Below are 17919 nucleotides of genomic sequence, written 5' to 3'. Positions count from 1 at the left end.
TGGTCGGCGGAAGCACACATGCAGGTTGTTATAGTCGATGACGACTCCAGCACTCTGTTCATCACGAGCGCGGTGATCCGTCGCATCGACGACGCCGACCCCGTCGGGTTTTCCAACCCGGGCGAGGCGCTGGACTGGCTGGAGCGCAACACCCCCGACCTGATCCTGATCGACCAGGTCATGCCCGACCTGGACGGCATGGGGATGCTGAAGCGCATCCGCGGGCAGCGCCATCTGGCGGACGTCCCTGTGGTCATGATCACGGCGGACACCTCCGTGAAGCTCCGCGTCGCGGCGCTGGAAAGCGGCTGCACCGATTTCCTGACCAAGCCCATCGTCGTTCCGGAGCTGCTGGCCCGGGCGCAGAACCTGCTGCGCCTGCGCCTGGGGCAGCGGATGATGACCGACCACACCGCCATGCTCCGCAGCCGCGTCGAGGAGGCGACGGCCCAGCTGCGCCAGCAGGCGCAGGAGCTGGTCGCCCGGCTGGCCCGCGCCGCGGAGTTCCGCGATCCGGAGACCGGCATGCACATCGAGCGCATGGCCAGCTACACGCGCCTGATCGCGGCGCGCCTCGGCCTGGATCCGGAGGAGTGCGACCGGCTCGCCCAGGCCGCACCCATGCACGACATCGGCAAGATCGGCATTCCGGACGCGATCCTCCTGAAGGCGGGCAAGCTCAGCCCCAGCGAGTTGCAGGTGATGCGCCAGCACACGGTGATCGGGCACGCCGTCCTGCGCGGCAGCGACCACCCGCTGATCCACCTGGCGGCGGAGATCGCGCTCGGCCACCATGAGAAGTTCGACGGCTCGGGCTACCCGAACGGCGTCCGGGGCACGGACATTCCCCTGTCCTGCCGCATCGTCTCCGTCGCCGACGTCTTCGACGCGCTGACCACGGCGCGGCCCTACAAGCGCCCCTGGACGCTGGAGGAGGCCCGAAGCTTCATCGCCCAGCACAGCGGAACCCATTTCGACCCGGCCTGCGTCGATGCGCTGTTCCAGTCCTGGGACGACGTGATCGCGGTCCACCGCGCCCATCCCGACCCGGACGACGTCGAGGTGGTGTGAGCGCAGCGACCGCAAGGCGATGACCCACGGACCCACCCCTCCCCCGTCCTCCGGCGTGTCGGCGGCCGTCCCGGCCGGCGGCGAGCCGGAAACCCGCGCCTACGCGCGCCGGTCGCGGTCGCTGGTCGCCGGCGTGTGGCTGGCGTCGCTGGTCCTGACGGCGTCGTCCTGGGTCGCGGCCTTCACGCTGGCGGACCGCGACGAGCGCGAGGCGATGCTGCGGGCGCAGCGCGACACCGGCAACCTCGCGCGCATCATTGCGGAGCAGACGACCCGCGCCATCGCCGGGGCCGACCGGATCCTCAACTACGTCGCCTACGATCTCCACCGGCTGGGCGGGCAGAGCGCGCTGTTGCGGGACGCGCTGAGAAACGCGACGCAGGATTCGGGGCTGCTCCTGCAGCTCGCCTACGCCGATGGCAAGGGCGACCTGATCCAGACCAGCGTGGAGGACGCGCCGGCCCGGGTGAACCTGGCGGACCGCGAGCATTTCCGGGTGCACAAGGACGGCACCGTCCAGGGCCTGTTCATCAGCCGCCCGGTGTTCGGCCGGGCGTCAGGCAAATGGTCGATCCAGCTGAGCCGCAAGGTGACCGCACCCGACGGCAGGTTCGGCGGCATGATCGTCGCGTCGCTCGATCCCTTCTACTTCAGCCGGATCTTCGACGACCTGGACGTCGGCCGGCAGGGCATCGTCGCGATCTTCGGGCAGGACGGCATCCTGCGCGCGCGCAGCGTCATGAACGAGACGATCATCGGCCAGGACGTTTCGGAATCGACGCTCTTCAAGGCCTCGCGGGAGAGCGCGCAGGGATTCCTGCGCAGCGTCAGCACGGTCGACGGGGTGGCGCGGCTGTCCAGCTTCCGGCGCCTGGACAGCTACCCGCTGGTCGTCTCGGCCGGCTTCGCCGAAGCGGAGTTCATGGCGGAGACGTGGGCCCGCCAACGCATCTACGTGGCCGGGGCGAGTGCGGCGACCGCGCTGCTGCTCGCCATGGCGCTGCTGGTGACATGGCAGAGCCGCGCCCAGGGGCGGGCGCACGCCGCGCTGGACGAGACGGCCGGCAAGCTGCGGGCCAGCAAGGAGCGGCTGCGCGACATCGCGGAAACCGCGTCCGACTGGTTCTGGGAGATGGACGCCGCGATGCGCGTCACCGATGTCTCCGGGGCGTCGGACGGCTCGGTCCGCGATCCCGGCCGCCTGCTGGGGCGCCGCTGCGACGAGATCGCCCTGCGGCAGCCCGGCGACGAGGCGCGCTGGGCGGAGTTCCGCCGCAGCCTGGACGAGCGCCGGCCGTTCCGCGACTTCGAATTCGCGGTGCGCGGGCCGGACGGTGCCGTCCGCATCTGGTCGATGAGCGGCAAGCCGGTCCTGGGCGACGATGGCGGCGTCGTGGGCTACCGCGGCTCGGGCGCCGACGTCACCGAGCGGCGCCGGGCGGAGCGGTCGCTGGTGGACAGCGAGCAGCGCTACCGCGCGATGTTCGCGGCCGTCGGCCAGCCGATCGTCGTCACCGACCAGACCGCGGTCATCACCGGCTTCAACCCGGCGGCCGAGGCGCTGTTCGGCTACCGCGAGGGCGAGGTGGTCGGCCAGAACGTCACCGTCCTGATGCCGGAGGCCCAGGCCTTCGCCCACGACGGGCTGTTCCAGGGCTACCGCGCCAGCGGTCGCGAGCGGCCGGTCGGCACGATCCGCGAGGTGTCCATCCGCCACGCCGACGGCACCGTCATCCCCACGGAGATCGCCCTGTCGAGCTGGCGGACCGGCGGCGCGGAACAGTTCATCGGCGTGTTCCGCGACGTCAGCAAGACCAAGCAGATCGAAGCCGACCTGCGCCAGGCCCGCGACAGCGCCGAGCACGCCAACCGCATGAAGAGCGAGTTCCTGGCGACCATCAGCCACGAGATCCGCACGCCCATGAACGGCGTGCTGGGCACGCTGCTCCTGCTCGGCGGCGGCGAGCTGGCTGCGGAGGAGCGGCGGCTGGCCGGCATCGCCCGGCAGTCGGCGGAAAGCCTGCTGCGCCTGCTCGACGACATCCTGGACTTCTCCAAGCTGGAGGCCGGCAAGATCGCCATCGAGGAGGAGACCTGCGCGCCGTCCCGCATCGCCGAGGCGGTCGTCGACGTCTTCAAGCCGAAGGCCGACGAGAAGGGGGTGGCGCTTTCCTGCCGGATGCTGCCCTCGGTGCCGGACGCGGTGGTCACCGACCCGGCGCGACTGCGGCAGATCCTGTTCAACCTCGTCGGCAACGCCATCAAGTTCACCAGCGCCGGCCATGTCGCCATCCGCGCCCGCCGGGGCCAGGATATGGGCGACGACCGGCCGGACGGCCGCTTCCTGCTGGAGTTCGAGGTCGAGGACACCGGCATCGGCATCCGGCCGGAGGCGCTGCCCCACATGTTCGACCGCTTCACGCAGGCCGACAGCTCCATCACCCGCCGCTACGGCGGCACCGGCCTGGGGCTGGCCATCTGCAAGGAGCTGTGCGGCCTGCTCGGCGGCGGCATCGACGTGGCCAGCGCGCCCGGCCGCGGCAGCCTGTTCCGCTTCTCCATCGCCTGCGCGCCCGGCGACCCGGCCGACCTGCGCCTGGACGGCGACGGCATGGACGCCGTCGTCCCCCAGCCGGCGCTGCCGAGCCTGCGCGTCCTGGCGGTGGACGACAACCCCGTGAACCGCGACATCGTGCGGGCGATGCTGCAGCGCGCCGGCCACAGCGTGGTCACCGCGACCGACGGGGCGGAAGCCGTCCAGATCGCCGCCCGCGAGCCGTTCGACCTCGTCCTGATGGACATCCAGATGCCGGGCATGGATGGCCTGACCGCCACCCGCCTGATCCGCACCCTGCCCGACCCCGCCCGGCGCGTTCCGGTGATCGCGCTGACCGCGCACGCCTCCGGCAGCTCGCGTCCGGAATGCGAGGATGCGGGCATGAACGGCTTCGTGACCAAGCCGATCCGCCCGGCCGCCCTGTTCGAGGAAATCGCGTCCGTCCTGGGTCAGCATGCCCCGGAGAAAGGCGGCGAGCCTGCGCCGGCCGCGGAAACGGCGGACGGCCTGCTGGACCGGGAGCAGGTGGACAGCATCCGCGACGCTCTGGGGCCGGAGGACTGGGGCCGCGCGCTCGACGGGTTCGTCCGGACCGCGGGCGACCATGTGGGGCAGATCGCCGCCGCGCTGGAGGCCGGCGATGGGTTCCAACGCGTCGCCCATACGCTGAAGGGGCTTGCCTGGAACGTCGGGGCCAAGCGGCTGGGCGACCTCGCCCTGGCCGTGGAGACGGCCACCCCCGACGAGGCGCGCGCCCTCGTCCCGGAGCTGCGACGCACGCTCGCCGCCACGGTGGAGAGCCTCACCGCGGCGTCGTAACGGGTCAGGCCCCGCGCGGCACGATCAGCCGGCGCAGCAGGGCGACGCCGGCGTAGAGCGTCAGGCCCAGCAGGCACAGGTGCAGGACGATGGCGAACATCTGTGCCGTCTCGAAGGAATTGATCCGGCTGACGAGCAGGTAGCCGAGCCCGGAACTTCCCGACACGAACTCCGCGACCACCGTGCCGACCAGGGCGAGCACGATCCCCACCTCGAAGCCGGTGACGATGAAGGGCAAGGCGTAGGGGATTTCCAGGCGGCGGAGCCGCTGGAGGCGGGTCGCGTCGAAGGACGACATGATGTCGTGGAACCCGTCCGGCACCGACCGGATGCCCAGAAGCGTGTTCATCATGATCGGGTAGAAGGGCAGGATGGCGGCGGTCAGCACCTTCGGGCCGAGGCCGAAGCCCATCCAGACCACGAACAGCGGGATCAGGGCGACCTTCGGGAACACCTGGAAGGCGACGACGAAGGGCTTCGAGATCCGCTCCAGCGTCGCGGACAGCGACAGCAGGATCCCCGCGGCCACGCCGAACAATGCTGCCAGAAGGAAGCCGGCGACCGTGGCGGCGGCGGTCATGCCGGTGTGGCCCCAGGCCCGTGCGTCGCGGAGCAGGCCGATCCACTCCCCCAGCACCGGCCGGGGTGCCGGCAGAATGAAGGGGGAGATGTTGCGCGCGGCAACGACCGCGTCCCACCCCAGGAACGCCAGGGCAAGCAGGCAGGGCGTGGCGACCCAGGGCGACCGCAGGGCCGTCCACAGCGTGGTCTTCCGGTCCGGCGCCGTGGTCATGCCTGCTCCATCAATGCTGACAGGCGCTCGTGGAGGCCGCGCACGGTGTCCTGGAACGGCTGGGTGAAGACGAGGTCCCGCGCGCGCGGCCGCGGGAACGGCACCTCCACCACCCGGTCGATCCGCCCCGGCCCCGGCGTGAACAGCACGATCCGGTCGGCCAGGAACACGGCCTCCGCGATGGAATGGGTCACCAGGACCATGGTCTTGCGCGACCGCAGCCAGAGGGTCTGAAGCTCCATGTTCAGCGCTTCGCGCGAGATTGCGTCCAGCGCGCCGAAGGGCTCGTCCATCAGCAGGATGTCGGGATCGTAGGACAGGGCCCGCGCTATGGCGGCGCGCTGGCGCATGCCGCCGGATATCTCGTTCGGCAGCCGCGCCGCGATGTCGGCGGCGCCGACCAGCGCCAGCATCGCCCGCGCGAAGGGCGCCCGTTCCCGGCGGGGCAGGTGCCCGCGCAAGCTCAGCGGCACCAGCACGTTCTGCTCGATCGTCAGCCACGGGAACAGGCAGGCGTCCTGGAAGACCAGCCCCAGCCGGTGCAGAAGCTCCTTCCGGCAGCGGCCGCCCTCCCACAGGGGCTGTCCGGACATCAGGATGCGCCCCGACGTCAGCTCCAGCAGGCCGGCGATCATGCGCAGCAGGGTGGTCTTGCCGCAGCCGGACGGGCCGAGGAAGGCGACGAACTCCCCCTCCCGGATCGTCAGGCTGCTCGGCAGAAGGGCGCTGGCCGTCGCCTCCCCGGCGCCGAAGGTCTTCGCGACCCCGTCAAGGACGATCGGCGCTTGGTTCGGGCCGGCCATGGTCAGGCGCATGGTCAGGCGGCGTCGACGAACTGGTTCGTGTAGAGGTCCGACGGGGTGAGCCCGCGCGGGACCATGCCGGACGACGCCATCAGGTCATAGGCGCTCTGCCAGCGCCGCGGGACGTTGCGCAGCAGGGTGTCGCGGCCGTCGATGGTCAGGAGCTTGATGTTCTCGGCGTAGATCGCCGCGGCGAGGTCGCGGTTGCGCGCTTCCGCGATGTCGAACCGGTCCAGCGCCTTCAGGGCGTCGGCGACGGCGACCCTTCCGTCGATCAGGTCGCCGAGCGCGGTGCGGACCGCGGTCATGAAGCTGCGGATGAGCGGTCCGTTCCGGTCGACCGCGTCGCGCTTGGCCGTGTAGCAGAAGCCCGGGGTGGGGGCGACCTCGTCCGTGTTCCAGGCGTGAACCGGCTGGCCGGTGAGGCCGAGCGCCACCGCGACGCTGGTGGTGACGAAATAGGCGTCGATCCGGCCCTGGCCGATCAGGTCGACGCCCGCGGGCGAGTTGCCGACGACGACCCGCCGCACGCTTCCCCGGTCGACTCCCTGGTCGACCAGCATGATGTCCAGCATCGTTTCCGTCGTGCCGCCGACCGACTGGACGCCGATGGTCTTGTCCGCCATGTCGCGGGGCGAGCGGACCGGCTTCTCCCGCCCGCTCACCACGAACCAGGGCGAGGCCTGCTGCACCGTGCCCAAGGCCACGAGGTCCTTGCCGATGGGCAGGGCGCTGGCCTTGATGTGGTCCACCGCGCCGATGCGGGCGACCAGGGCGTTGCCCGCCACCACCTGCTGCAACGCCATGGAGGAGCCGCGCCCTTCCTCGATGGAGACCCGCAGGCCTTCCCGTTCGAAATAGCCGCCGGCCTGCGCGAAGAGGATTTCGATGAAGGCCAGGATGAATTGGGAAGGAAGAACGATGGACAGGGCGGACGGCTCATTGGCGCCCAGAGGTCTCACCGTCGCAAGAAGCAGCCCCGACGCGGCGGTTGCAAGAATATCGCGCCTTCTCAATTGCATCGCTGTTTCCCAGGGACAAAGGGCAGGCGTGGGCATGCGCGTCATTGTTCCATCAGAAACCGGCGGGGTGCAAGGCGCTTGCTCGCTTCGGACCGGCCAGTTGCATTCAGCCGCTTAACCCTCTCCCCTCTGGGGAGAGGGCAGGGTGAGGGGGCCCCGCCACCTTGGTACGTCCGGCACAAGCGCAACCCCCTCACCCTAACCCTCTCCCCAGAGGGGAGAGGGAACATTGCTTTGCGGCCTTGCCGGGGTCTTTACAACGATTTACTCGCCCTTCACCGGCCGGCCGGCCACAGTGTCCCCGGAACGAACGCAGACAGGAGCAGGGACCATGGCTCAGCTTTCCATGATCGACGAGGGGCGGGTGTCATTCGTGTCGCGCCGGCAATGGTCGGAAGCGGCGGCCCTGGCGCTGCAACTGGACGCCGCGGACGGCGGCGAGGGCGAGATCGACGCCTGCGTGAAGGCCCTGGCCAACGCCATCACCGCCATCAAGGCGGCCACGGAAGCGAAGCGGCGGTGGGTGAAGAACCAAGGCGCGGGCTGCGCCGAGGCGGAGAAGATGCAAACCCTGATTATGAACGAGATCGGCCGCGCCGACCGGACGTCCCGCCGGATCATGGAGCTGGTCGCCGCGGCCGAAAGCAAGGCGCGGGCCCCCAAGGTGCAAGGCCTGTACCGGTATGGCTGAACGGTCCGTCCCGCCGCAACGCCGCCCCGCCGGCGGCCAACCCACACCATGCCGGTGAGGATGCCGGAATGGAGAAGCTGTTTCTCCCCATCAACATCGGCGCCCTGGAGCTGGCCCACCGGGTCGTGATGCCCGGCGTGGTCGACTACCGCCGCGACTGCGACGCCGATCCCGAAGACTGCATCCGCCGCGCCGCACCCGGCGGGCTGGTCGTCACGCCCCCCGTGCCGGTGTCCCCGAGCGCGGCGCGGCCGCCGTTCCAGCGCGGATTCGACGATCCGGCCACGGCCGAGGCGTGGGCCGGGGCGGTCCGGGCGGCGCGGCGCAAGGCCGTGAAGATCGTGGCGAGGCTCTGGCACGGCGGGCAAGGCGCCGCGGCGCTCGATGCCGCCGGGATCGATGCCGCCATCGACGACTACCGGCGCGCCGCCGAACAGGCCCGGCGGCTGGGTTTCGACGGGGTGGAGCTGGACGCGTCCGACGGGGCGCTGCCCGACCAATTCCTGCAGGACGGCACGAACCGACGTGGCGACCGGTACGGCGGGTCCGTCCAGAACCGGCTGAACCTCCTGTGCGAGTTGGTGGAGGCCCTGGTCGGCGTGTGGAGCGCGGAGCGGGTGGGGGTTCGCCTGTCGCCGTTCGGCGCGTTCCGCGGCATGTCGGACAGCGACCCGCTCGCGCTGTTCACCACCGCCTTGTCCACGCTCGGCGGCCAGGAGTTGTCCTTCGTGCATCTGGTGCGCACCGCCGCGGATGGGGCGCCGCTCGGCCACCTGCCCTACGACCAGCCCGGCTGCGCGGCCCGCATCCGCGCGGCCTTCCCGTCCGCGATCATCGCGTCCGGGGACTTCACGCGCGTCCGCGCCGTCGACCTCGTCCGGAGCCGGTGGGCCGATGCCATCGGGGTCGAGTCCGGGACGCTGGACCAGGAGGGCGGCTGACCGCGCTCACGGCGAGTTGACCGACGACAAGGCCCGCCTGTGCTAACCTGCGCGTTGCGAAACAAAAGCGTTTGGGAAAATGGCGTTCGTCGGTTCCGGTCCTGTCCTGCTGCCGTCCGTTACGTAGGTGGTCGCCATGGCGCAGGACGAGGTTGTCTTCGGTCCCTTCACCCACTCCGCGGCGCGCGGGCTGGTGAAGGGGGGCCAGGCCGTGAAGCTGGGGAGCCGATCGCTTGCCATCCTGAATGTCCTGCTGGAGCGTCCGGGCGAGGTCGTCGGCAACCGGGACATCATGGCTCGCGTCTGGCCCGGCCTGTTCGTCGAGGAGGCGAACATCCGTGTCCACATCGGGACGCTGCGCAAGGCCCTGGGCAAGAACGACATCGGCACCGACTACATCGAGAATGTGCCGGCGCAGGGATACCGGTTCGTCGGGACCGTCCGCGGTGCGGCCGGCGACGCCGACGAACGCCCGCCCCCAGCCCCACCTCAAAGCTTTCCCCAACCTCTTCCACGAAACATCGACCGGCTGATCGGCCGCGAGCAGGCCATCGACGACATCGCGCGGAAGGTGGTGGAGAAGAGCTTCGTCACCGTCACCGGCGTCGGCGGCATCGGAAAGACCAGCCTCGCGGTCGAGGTCGCGCGGCTGTCAGCGGGCGGTTACCGGGACGGCGCCTTCTTCGTCGACCTCAGCACCCTGTCGGAGCCGGCGCTGCTGTGCGCCAACATCGCCCAGGCGCTGAAGCTGCCCGGCATCGGCAAGGCGTCCATGGACGGGTTCCTGGCGGCGATCAAAGGGCTGAACGCCTTGGTCGTGCTGGACAACTGCGAACACCTCATCGAGGACGTCGCCCTCCTCGTGGAAGGGATCCTGACGACCGCGCCGGACGTCCACCTGCTGGTCACCAGCCGCGAGATCCTGCGCGCGCAGGGGGAATGGGTGTACCGCCTGCCGCCCTTGGCGGCGCCGGCGGAGCAGGACCGCGCGACGACCGCCGAGCAGGCGATGCGCTATTCGGCGGTGGAGCTGTTCGTGGAGCGCGTGTCGTCCAACGACGAGCTGTTCCGCCTGACGGACGCCGACGCGCCGGTCGTCGCGGCGCTCTGCCGCCATCTCGACGGGGTGCCGCTGGCGCTGGAGCTGGCGGCGGCGCGGGTGCCGCTGCTGGGCATCCACGGGCTGGCGGCCAGCCTCGACCGGGTTTTCGACGTGCTGCGCGGCGGCCGCCGGACCGCGCTCCAGCGCCACCAGACGTTGCGCGCGACCCTGGAATGGAGCTACCGCCTGCTGGATGAGCGTGAACGCGTGGTCCTGCACCGGCTGTCCGGCATCCGCGGCTCCTTCACGCGCGACCTCGCCATCGGCGTGGCCGCCTTCGGCGCGGTGTCCGACGACGACGTGGTCGAGGGCATCGCGGAGCTTGCCAAGAAATCCCTGGTGTCGGTCGAGCACCGGGAGCAGACCGTCCAGTTCCGGCTTCTGGAAACCACCCGCCAGTACGCCGCCGAACGGCTGGGGGACAGCGGGGAGACGGACACGGTGCGCCGCAACCTGGCCTTGCAGCTGTGCCGCATGCTGACCGACTCCCAATCGACCAGCACGGCGGCCTGGAACGCGGTGTACGGCGGCCGGATCGACGACCTGCGCAGCGCGCTGGAATGGTCGCTGTCGCCGTCCGGCGACCTGCCCACGGCCGTCGCGTTGACCATCGGTTCGGCGCCGATGTGGTTCCAACTGTCCCTGACCGATGAATTCCGCCTGCGCGCGGACAAGGTCCTGAACGCCATCCGGCAACAACCAAATCCGGACCTCCGGTCGGAGATGGCGATCACCGCCCACCTCGGCCCCGCGCTGTGGAACTCGCAGGGCCCGACGCGGGAGGTCAAGGACATCCTGGCGCGCGGCCTTGCCCTGTCGCGGCAGCTCGGCGACGTCGGCTACCAGCGGCGCGCCCTGTGGGGGCTGTGGCTCTACCATCTGGCGCTGGAGGAGGACCAGGACGCCCTGGAGGCCGCCGGGCGGTTCGGGACGCTGCTGGGCGACCCGGTCGATCCGGGGGCCGAGTCCATGCACCAGCGCATGCTGACGCTCGGCCTCCTCACGGTCGGGGAGTTCGACCGGGCGCGCGCCTTTGCGGAGCAATGCCTCAGCGCGCCGGCCCCGACCAGGGGATCGAGTCTGCGCGGCTACCAGTTCGAACAGCGGATCGTCTCCCTCACCCACCTCGCGCGGATTTCCTGGATCCAGGGAAAGCCGGACCAGGCGCGGCAGGCCATGGAGGAGGCGATGGAGCAGGCGCTCGCCTCCGGCCACGCGCTGTCCCTGTGCTTCGCCCTGTCGCTCGGCGCCTGCCCGGTCGCCTTCTGGCTCGGCGACTACGACCGCGCGGCGCGTTACGCCGACATGCTGGTGGAGAAGACCAGCGAGGGGGCGCTGTTCGTCTGGCGCACCTACGGCCTGTGCTTCCAGTTGGCGCTGGAGGCCCGGACCGTCTCCGACGCCGAAGTGGCGTCGCTCCGCCGCTCGTCCCGCTTTGCCGAGGTGTACCGGAACCGGCGCATCCGGATGCTGGCGACCGTGGCGCCGCGCCTGATCGCGCCGGACATCTTGGCGGAGGCGAACGCCGGCCCGCGGAACTGGGCGACGGCGGAATTGCTCCGTTTGACGGCGGAGGCCACGCCGGACCGGGACGAGGCGGACGGCCTGCTTCGCCAGTCCATGGACGTCGCCCTGGAACAGGGCGCCACGTCATGGAGCCTGCGGACGGCCATGAGCATGGCCCGGCGTAGCATCGCCGACGGACGCCCCGGGGACGCCGCAGCCGTCCTTCTGCCCGCCTACGAACGCTTCACCGAAGGGCACGACACGCCGGACCTCAAGGCGGCGGCGGCCCTCCTCGACAGCATCGCGTAAGGTGCTTGGGCCAATCCACCTCAGGCGGCGCGGAACTCGCCCCGGATCGCGTTGACGAGCGGCTTCATGTGGAAGCTGCTCTCCGGCGCCACCCAGACCTGCGCGCCGGCGGCCTCCACGGCGTCCGCCACCACCGGGCCGACGGCGGCGATGCGCGTGCGGGAAAGCCCGCTGCGCAGCTGCTCCTCCAGCGCGCGCGCCTTGGCGACGTCCTGGAAGCGGCGAACCTGGGGGGAGCTGGTGAAGGCCACCACATCGATGCGACCGTCCGCCATCTCGCGGATCGCCGCTTCGACCCGGTCGGTGTCCACGTCGGACGCGTAGCGGTAGGGCAGGACCGGGTCCGGAACGGCGCCGGCGGCGCGGATCGCGTCCAGCAGCGGCTGGTTGGGGTTGTCGGGGTAGAGCTGGACCCCAACCGTCCGGCCGGCGAGATCCAGGCCGGCCAGCGCCTCGATCACGCCCGCCGTGGTCGGGGCCGGTGCGGTCACCTGCGCGGACAGTCCCAGCTCCCGCAGGGCGCGGACCGGCTTCGGCCCGCGCGTCACGGTCCGCAGGCGCCCGATCGCCTCCACCACCCTGCCGTCGATCCCCATCCGCTTGGCGATGGGCATCAGGCGGCGCAGCCCTTCGCCCGTCAACAGGATCAGGTCGTCGAACCGACCCTCGGCCAGCCGCCGCAGCCAGGCTTCCACCGGGGCCGGGTCCTCCACGTCGCGCATGGCGACCAGCGGGCAGCGCACGGCTTCCGCCCCGTGCGCTTCCAGCATGGAGGCGAAGAGATCGAGTTCACGGCTTTCCGGCACCAGAACGCGTCGTCCGGCAAGGTCCCCGCTCATCACAACCCTCCTCGTTGATTGGCCGCCCAAGGTAACACAGCGGCGCGGGCGAATGGCCTGCGGACCTTCACGACGTCCATCACAGGATGGCACCACGTCCGGGCGGGGCGATTGGAAAATTCGGCTGAGCGCGATCCAATCCGGAACCCTTGGCATCGCGTTTGCTGCGCCCCGATGAAGTCTCGGGCCATCGCCCGAAGGACTGGAATGGAGGGCACCATGGCCGCACCCGGAATCAATGCTGGTTTGGTGATCACGGTCGCGCAGACCGCCGTCGATTTTCTATGGTCCCATTGGGACGGCTCCTCCAAGAGCGTCCGGTCGGCCCTGCTGGCGTCGGAATTCTGGACGATGCAGGCCTTCGGCCTCCATGGCTCCTGGGTTCAGGCCGTGACCCGCGACACCCTCGTGGAATTTCTCGGCAACTACATCGACCGGCGGCTGGACGTCGGCCAGAGCGAGGATCTCGCGGTGGCGACCGCCGTGTACCGCCTCACCGGGCAGCGGGTGGGCGCCGCCTGACCTGTTGGTCCAACAACAGGAGTGGTGGCCGGTCGCCGCACCTCTAACCATTTGCCCAAAATGTGTGCAGATGCGGATTGCCAACTGGTAACCAACCACCCTCCTCCCCGTCATCCCAGCGAAGGCTGGGATCCAGAACGTTCCCCATCGACGTGGTTGAGGAGCCCTGGATCCCAGCCTTCGCTGGGATGACGGGAAAGATACGGCTCCGCGTTCAAACGCATTCCTCGAAACAACCCGGCCACTATCCCAAATTGCGCATCGGTGCCGTACCGGAGCGGTGCCGCCTTCGGCTCAGCCATAACCCCAATGCCGGTAACAAACCTACGATTGAGTCCGTGATCCCGGGACTCCCGCCCATTTAGGCTTGCTCCTCCTTTGCGCTTGGGCATGACGGGGTGGGATGCCGCAGTTGAGAAGCCACCAGCGGTTGGTCGCGGGCATCGCCCAGGCCATCGCAAGGCAGGAGACCGGCGTCCGCGACGTGCTCGCGGCCGTCACGCCCGGCGGGGGCAAGTCGCTGCTGCCGGTCCTCATGGGGGCGAGGCTGTTCGACGCCGGGGTGATCGACCGGGTCTGCTGGATCGTTCCCCGCGACAGCTTGCGCCGGCAGGCGGAGGAGGCCTTCGTCGACCCGCTGTGGCGCGACGCGCTCGGCCACTCCATGGCCCTGCGCGCGGCGGAGAACGGGGCGGACCTGTGCCGCGGGCTCCAGGGCTACATCACCACCTATCAGGCCGTCGCTGCGGCGCCCGACCTCCACCTTCAGGAGTTCCAGCGGCACCGCTACCTGATCGCCATCGACGAGCTGCACCACCTGCCGGCGGTGGGCGACACCGACCAGCTGACCACCGGGCCTGAGGAAACCAGCTGGAGCCGGTCCATCCTGCCGCTCCTGGAAAGCGCGGCGGCGCGCCTGCTGATGAGCGGCACGCTGGAACGGGCCGACGGCCGCCCGATCCTCTGGCTGCCCTATCGGGCGCCGCACGGCGTGCGCAAGATGCGGGAGATCGACTTCAAGGCGCCGGGCTGGGCCATCGTCGGCTATTCCCGCCGGCAGGCGCTGGCCGAAAAGGCCATCCTGCCGGTGACCTTCGGCGCCATGGACGGCTCCGCCACATGGCTGGACGCGGAGCGCACCACCCGCTCCGTCGAGGCGCTGTCGCGGGCGGGGGAGAACAGCCGCGACGCCCTGTTCACCGCGCTGCGCACCGGCTTCGCCACAGCCATGCTGCGCGAGGCCTTCCGTTCCTGCCGGGAGCACCGGGCCAAGCGGCGGGCGGAGCTGAAACTGCCCGGTGGGTCGGACGGCAAGGGGCTGGGCAAGCTTCTGGTCATCGCCCCCGACCAGGACACGGCGCGTTCCTACTTGGACACGCTGCGCGGCTGGATGCCGGCGGAGCAGGCCGGGCGCATGGTCCGGCTCGCCATTTCCGAGAGCCGCGACGCCCACGAGGTGGTGGCCTCGTTCCGGCTGCGGCCCGTGCCGTCGATCCTGGTGTCGGTCGCCATGGCCTACGAGGGGCTGGACGCCCCCGCCATCACCCATGTGGCCTGCCTGACGCACATCCGCTCGCGCCCCTGGCTGGAGCAGGCCATCGCGCGGGCGACGCGGGTTGACCCGCATGCCGGCCCCTACGACCAGCAGCGGGCGCTGATCTACCACCCGGCCGACGAGCTGTTCGACCGGTTCCGCACGATGGTCGAGACCCAGCAGGGCATCCGCGCACTGGTGAAGACCCGGCGCCCGCAGCACGAACTGCCGCTGGAGCGCGCCACCGACCGCGAGCCGGAGGTGATCCCCCTGGAATCCAACGCGACGGCGCTCAGCTTCGCGGTGGTCGCCCCCGGGCCCGACTTCGGCGGTCCGGCGCGCGACCATGGGGAACCGCCGGTGACGCCGAGCGCCGCCGAACATTACCTGCGCCAGCGCATCGGCCAGCTCGTCGCCGCCCAGGTCATCGAGGACGAGGACAACAACCTCGTCGCCGACGGGCCGGTCGGCTACCACACCTACAACGCCGTCCTGAAGCGCCTGATGAACAAGGCGCGCTCGGCCATGAGCCTGTCGGAGCTTGAGGCGACCATCGGCTGGCTGGAGCGCAACCGGCTGTCGGACCACCTGCATCTGGTCGCCGAAGACCCGCAGTACCGCTGGTCGAGCCGGCGCCGCGGCTACGCCCCGCAGCGGCCGGCGCCGATGCCCGGAACGCCGCGGCGGCCTACTACACCTTAAGGTGGTGAATCCAGGGTCGGCGAAGAGCAGCTTGCGTCATAGTCCGTTCGGACAGTGGCAAACCTTATCAAAAGTCATGGGGCGTCTCAGATTGTAGTGAATGGCGATCATCGGTGTTAAGACTTCACAAGTCGTCGAGGTGAGGTCGTCCGTGAAGATCGCGCACAAGCTTGGCGTTGGCTTTGGAGTTCTGTGTCTGCTTGTCCTCCTGCCCTTGGTCTATCAAGCGCATCGCGTCGACACCGTTCTGGGCATTGCCGAAGAGGTGGCAAGCCACGATGTCGAGGCCACGGACCTGCTGAAGGAGATCGCCGGACTGCAGGCGGACATGCGCAGCCAGCGCGACCGCGCCATGGCGGAGGCGGTGGCCGCGAAGATGGAGGGGCGCCCCCCCAACGTCATCCCGATGCAGCAGCGCTACCTCGCGGAGGTGGACCAGGTCCAGGTGTTCGTCGACCAGCTGCGCACCCTTGCGGTGGACAGCGCCATCGATCCGATCTCGGCGGAGCGCGAGCGGCTCTGGAAGGATCTGGTGACGCGCGCGGACGGTTTGCGCGACGCCTTCCAGAACATCCGGCGGGAGGCCGGCGCGCAGTTCGAGCTGCTCCTGCAAGGGCGGGACGGCGACGCGCGCGCCCTGGAACCGCAGATCGAAGCGATTCGCGTCGCCATCGAAACGAACGTGCGGAACGGGGGCTACATCAGCCGCGCCCTGTCCCAGGCGGGGCAGGAGCGTGTCCGGCAATTGCGCCAGGACGTCATCTGGTCGGCGCTGATCGCCGGCGTCGTCGCCATCGCGGCGGCGGTCCTGATCGCGTTGTCGATCAGCCGGTCGATCACCGTCCGGCTCCGCAACGCCGTCGCGCTCACCGGCCGGGTGAGCGAGGGCGACCTGACGCAGCGGGTCGCGACGGAGGGCTCCGACGAGCTGGCGACGCTCGGCCGCTATCTCAACGACATGATCGCGAAGCTGCGCACCGTCGCCTCCTCCACCCGCGCGACGGCGGAGAACCTGCACGCGGCGACAGCGCAGATCCGCGCCTCCACCCAGCAGCAGGCGGCCAGCGTGGCGCAGCAGCTGGCCGCGGTGGAGGAAACCACGGCGACGCTGAGCGAGATCACCGAATCCGGCGCCCAGATCAACCGCCGCGCCCAGGACGTCGCGGAAAGCGCGCAGGCCGCGGCGGCGACCAGCGAGACTGGGCTGAAGGCGGTGGAGGACACCAACCATGCGATGGACGCGATCCGCGAGCAGGCCGAGGCGGTGGCGGAAAACATCGTCCTGCTGTCGGAGCGCACCCAGGCGATCGGCGAGATCATCCTGACCGTCAACGACATCGCCGAGCGTTCCCACCTGCTGGCGCTCAACGCCGCCATCGAGGCGGCGGCGGCCGGCGAGCACGGCCGCACCTTCGCGGTGGTGGCCAGCGAGATCAAGAGCCTGGCCGACCAGGCCAAGGAAGCCACATCCCAGGTCCGCTCCAACCTCAGCGAGATCCAGCACGGCATCAACGCGTCCGTCATGCTGACCGAGGAGGCGGTCAAGCGCGTCGGGGCCGGCAAGCGGCAGACCGACGCCACCCAGGCGACCATCCGCGACCTCGCCGAGAGCGTCCGCGAGAGCCTGCTCGCCTTCCAGCAGATCGTCGCCGGCACCAACCAGCAGCAGATCGGCCTGGAGCAGGTCACCCGCGCCATGCAGAACATCCGCGACGCCGGCACCCAGACCGCCGCCGGCACCCGCCAATTGGAAGGTGCCGCCGCCAACCTCAACGACCTGGGCCAAAGCCTGCTGGAGACGGTGCGCTTCTACCAGGTGTGAGGCCGGTTCAACTGGTCTGGCGGTGGATCTGGAAGCCGGCGAAGGACTGGCTGACCGGCATCAGCTCCAGCCGGTTGATGTTCAGGTGCGGCGGCAGCGTCGCGACCCAGTGCAGCGTCTCGGCGATGTCCTCCGCGGTCATCGGGTTGGCGCCGCGGTACATGGCGTCGGAGGCGTCCCGGTTGCCGTGGGTGCGCACCAGCGTGAACTCCGTCTCCACCATGCCCGGCTCGATGTTGGTGACGCGCACGCCCTTGCCGTGCAGGTCCGACCGCAGCCCCAGCGAGAACTGCTTCACGAAGGCCTTGGTCCCGCCATAGACGTTGCCGCCCGCGTAGGGGTAGGTGCCGGCGACCGATCCGATGTTGATGATGACCCCGCGCCGCTCGATCAGCACCGGCAGCAGCCGGTGGGTGATGGTGACGAGTGCGGTGATGTTCGTGTCGATCATCGTGCGCCAGTCCTCCAGCGAGGCCTCGGCCGCCGGCTTGGTGCCCAGCGCCAGCCCGGCGTTGTTGACCAGCACGTCGATGCCGCGGAACGGTTCCGGCAGCGCCGCCAGCGCCTCCTCCATCGCGGCCTCGTCGCGGACGTCGAAGACGGCGGCGTGGACGCGCTCCGCCCCGAAGGAATCCACCAGCCGCTCCAGCCGGTCGGCGCGGCGTCCGGTAACGACGACCCTCCAGCCCGCGCCGGCGAAACGGCGGGCGGTGGCCTCGCCCAGCCCGGCGGTGGCGCCGGTGACGAGAATGACCTTGTCCATGCTTCCTCCTTCATCGCGGTTCTGTCGATGCAGTGATGTAGGCCGCCGCCCCCGATGAATCATAGGAGCACAAAGTTTCGCCTTGCGGCCGTCCTCGATGAGTCATAATATCTAGCTTACTAG

Annotated in this window: 13 protein-coding genes; 8 read left to right on the top strand and 5 right to left on the bottom strand. The window is 70.2% G+C overall.

Annotated elements, in window-relative coordinates; translation table 11 throughout:
• Nucleotides 1-18: 18 nt before the first annotated feature.
• Together J2851_RS13435 and J2851_RS13430 are read left to right on the top strand one after the other, a co-directional pair.
• On the top strand, nucleotides 19-1071 hold the full coding sequence (locus tag J2851_RS13435) for an HD domain-containing phosphohydrolase (protein ID WP_209766780.1): 1053 nt from the start codon (nucleotides 19-21) through the stop codon (nucleotides 1069-1071).
• 19 nt (nucleotides 1072-1090) lie between these two features.
• Complete coding sequence (locus J2851_RS13430) at nucleotides 1091-4447, top strand: PAS domain S-box protein (protein WP_209766779.1); 3357 nt, start codon at nucleotides 1091-1093, stop codon at nucleotides 4445-4447.
• A gap of 4 nt (nucleotides 4448-4451) precedes the next feature.
• On the opposite strand, the gene J2851_RS13425 is transcribed toward J2851_RS13430, so the two are convergent.
• The 3 genes from J2851_RS13425 to J2851_RS13415 are packed head-to-tail and all read right to left on the bottom strand — an operon-like array spanning nucleotide 4452 to nucleotide 7065.
• Entirely contained in the window at nucleotides 4452-5240 is a 789-nt protein-coding gene (locus tag J2851_RS13425) for an ABC transporter permease (protein ID WP_209766778.1), read from the bottom strand.
• Nucleotides 5237-6055: an ABC transporter ATP-binding protein gene (locus J2851_RS13420; protein WP_209766777.1), complete on the bottom strand. Its 819-nt coding sequence runs from the start codon at nucleotides 6053-6055 to the stop codon at nucleotides 5237-5239. Before J2851_RS13420 ends, J2851_RS13425 begins: the two co-directional genes overlap by 4 nt.
• A gap of 2 nt (nucleotides 6056-6057) precedes the next feature.
• Nucleotides 6058-7065, bottom strand: a complete 1008-nt coding sequence (locus tag J2851_RS13415; RefSeq protein WP_209766776.1) for an ABC transporter substrate-binding protein — start codon at nucleotides 7063-7065, stop codon at nucleotides 6058-6060.
• A 331-nt stretch (nucleotides 7066-7396) separates the two neighbouring features.
• On the opposite strand from J2851_RS13415, the gene J2851_RS13410 reads away from it, so the two are divergent.
• From J2851_RS13410 to J2851_RS13400, 3 genes are all read left to right on the top strand, one after another.
• Nucleotides 7397-7756: a hypothetical protein gene (locus tag J2851_RS13410; protein ID WP_209766775.1), complete on the top strand. Its 360-nt coding sequence runs from the start codon at nucleotides 7397-7399 to the stop codon at nucleotides 7754-7756.
• 68 nt (nucleotides 7757-7824) lie between these two features.
• A complete protein-coding gene (locus J2851_RS13405; protein WP_209766774.1) occupies nucleotides 7825-8697 on the top strand; it encodes an oxidoreductase in 873 nt (290 codons plus the stop codon).
• 136 nt (nucleotides 8698-8833) lie between these two features.
• Nucleotides 8834-11614: an ATP-binding protein gene (locus J2851_RS13400; protein ID WP_209766773.1), complete on the top strand. Its 2781-nt coding sequence runs from the start codon at nucleotides 8834-8836 to the stop codon at nucleotides 11612-11614.
• A gap of 20 nt (nucleotides 11615-11634) precedes the next feature.
• On the opposite strand, the gene J2851_RS13395 is transcribed toward J2851_RS13400, so the two are convergent.
• Nucleotides 11635-12453, bottom strand: a complete 819-nt coding sequence (locus tag J2851_RS13395) for a uroporphyrinogen-III synthase (protein ID WP_209766772.1) — start codon at nucleotides 12451-12453, stop codon at nucleotides 11635-11637.
• A 219-nt stretch (nucleotides 12454-12672) separates the two neighbouring features.
• Here J2851_RS13395 and J2851_RS13390 point away from each other — a divergent pair, with 219 nt between their 5' ends.
• The 3 genes from J2851_RS13390 (at nucleotide 12673) to J2851_RS13380 (ending at nucleotide 17033) form a co-directional block, all read left to right on the top strand.
• A complete protein-coding gene (locus tag J2851_RS13390) occupies nucleotides 12673-12975 on the top strand; it encodes a hypothetical protein (RefSeq protein ID WP_209766771.1) in 303 nt (100 codons plus the stop codon).
• A gap of 403 nt (nucleotides 12976-13378) precedes the next feature.
• Nucleotides 13379-15211 (top strand): DEAD/DEAH box helicase, encoded by a 1833-nt coding sequence (locus J2851_RS13385; RefSeq protein WP_209766770.1) that lies wholly within the window; start codon nucleotides 13379-13381, stop codon nucleotides 15209-15211.
• Between the two features lie 265 nt (nucleotides 15212-15476).
• Nucleotides 15477-17033, top strand: a complete 1557-nt coding sequence (locus J2851_RS13380; protein WP_307420472.1) for a methyl-accepting chemotaxis protein — start codon at nucleotides 15477-15479, stop codon at nucleotides 17031-17033.
• Nucleotides 17034-17040: 7 nt separating this feature from the next.
• Here the strand turns inward: J2851_RS13380 and J2851_RS13375 are convergent, their stop codons facing one another.
• The gene (locus tag J2851_RS13375; protein WP_209766768.1) at nucleotides 17041-17796 is read right to left on the bottom strand and encodes an SDR family NAD(P)-dependent oxidoreductase; all 756 of its coding nucleotides are present in this window, start codon (nucleotides 17794-17796) and stop codon (nucleotides 17041-17043) included.
• Between the last annotated feature and the right edge of the window lie 123 nt (nucleotides 17797-17919).

Origin of the sequence: Azospirillum rugosum (assembly GCF_017876155.1) — a bacterium.
Classification (GTDB): Bacteria; Pseudomonadota; Alphaproteobacteria; order Azospirillales; family Azospirillaceae; genus Azospirillum; species Azospirillum rugosum.
The sequence above is the reverse complement of the archived record's forward strand: the minus strand, read 5'-3'. Positions and strand labels throughout refer to the sequence as shown.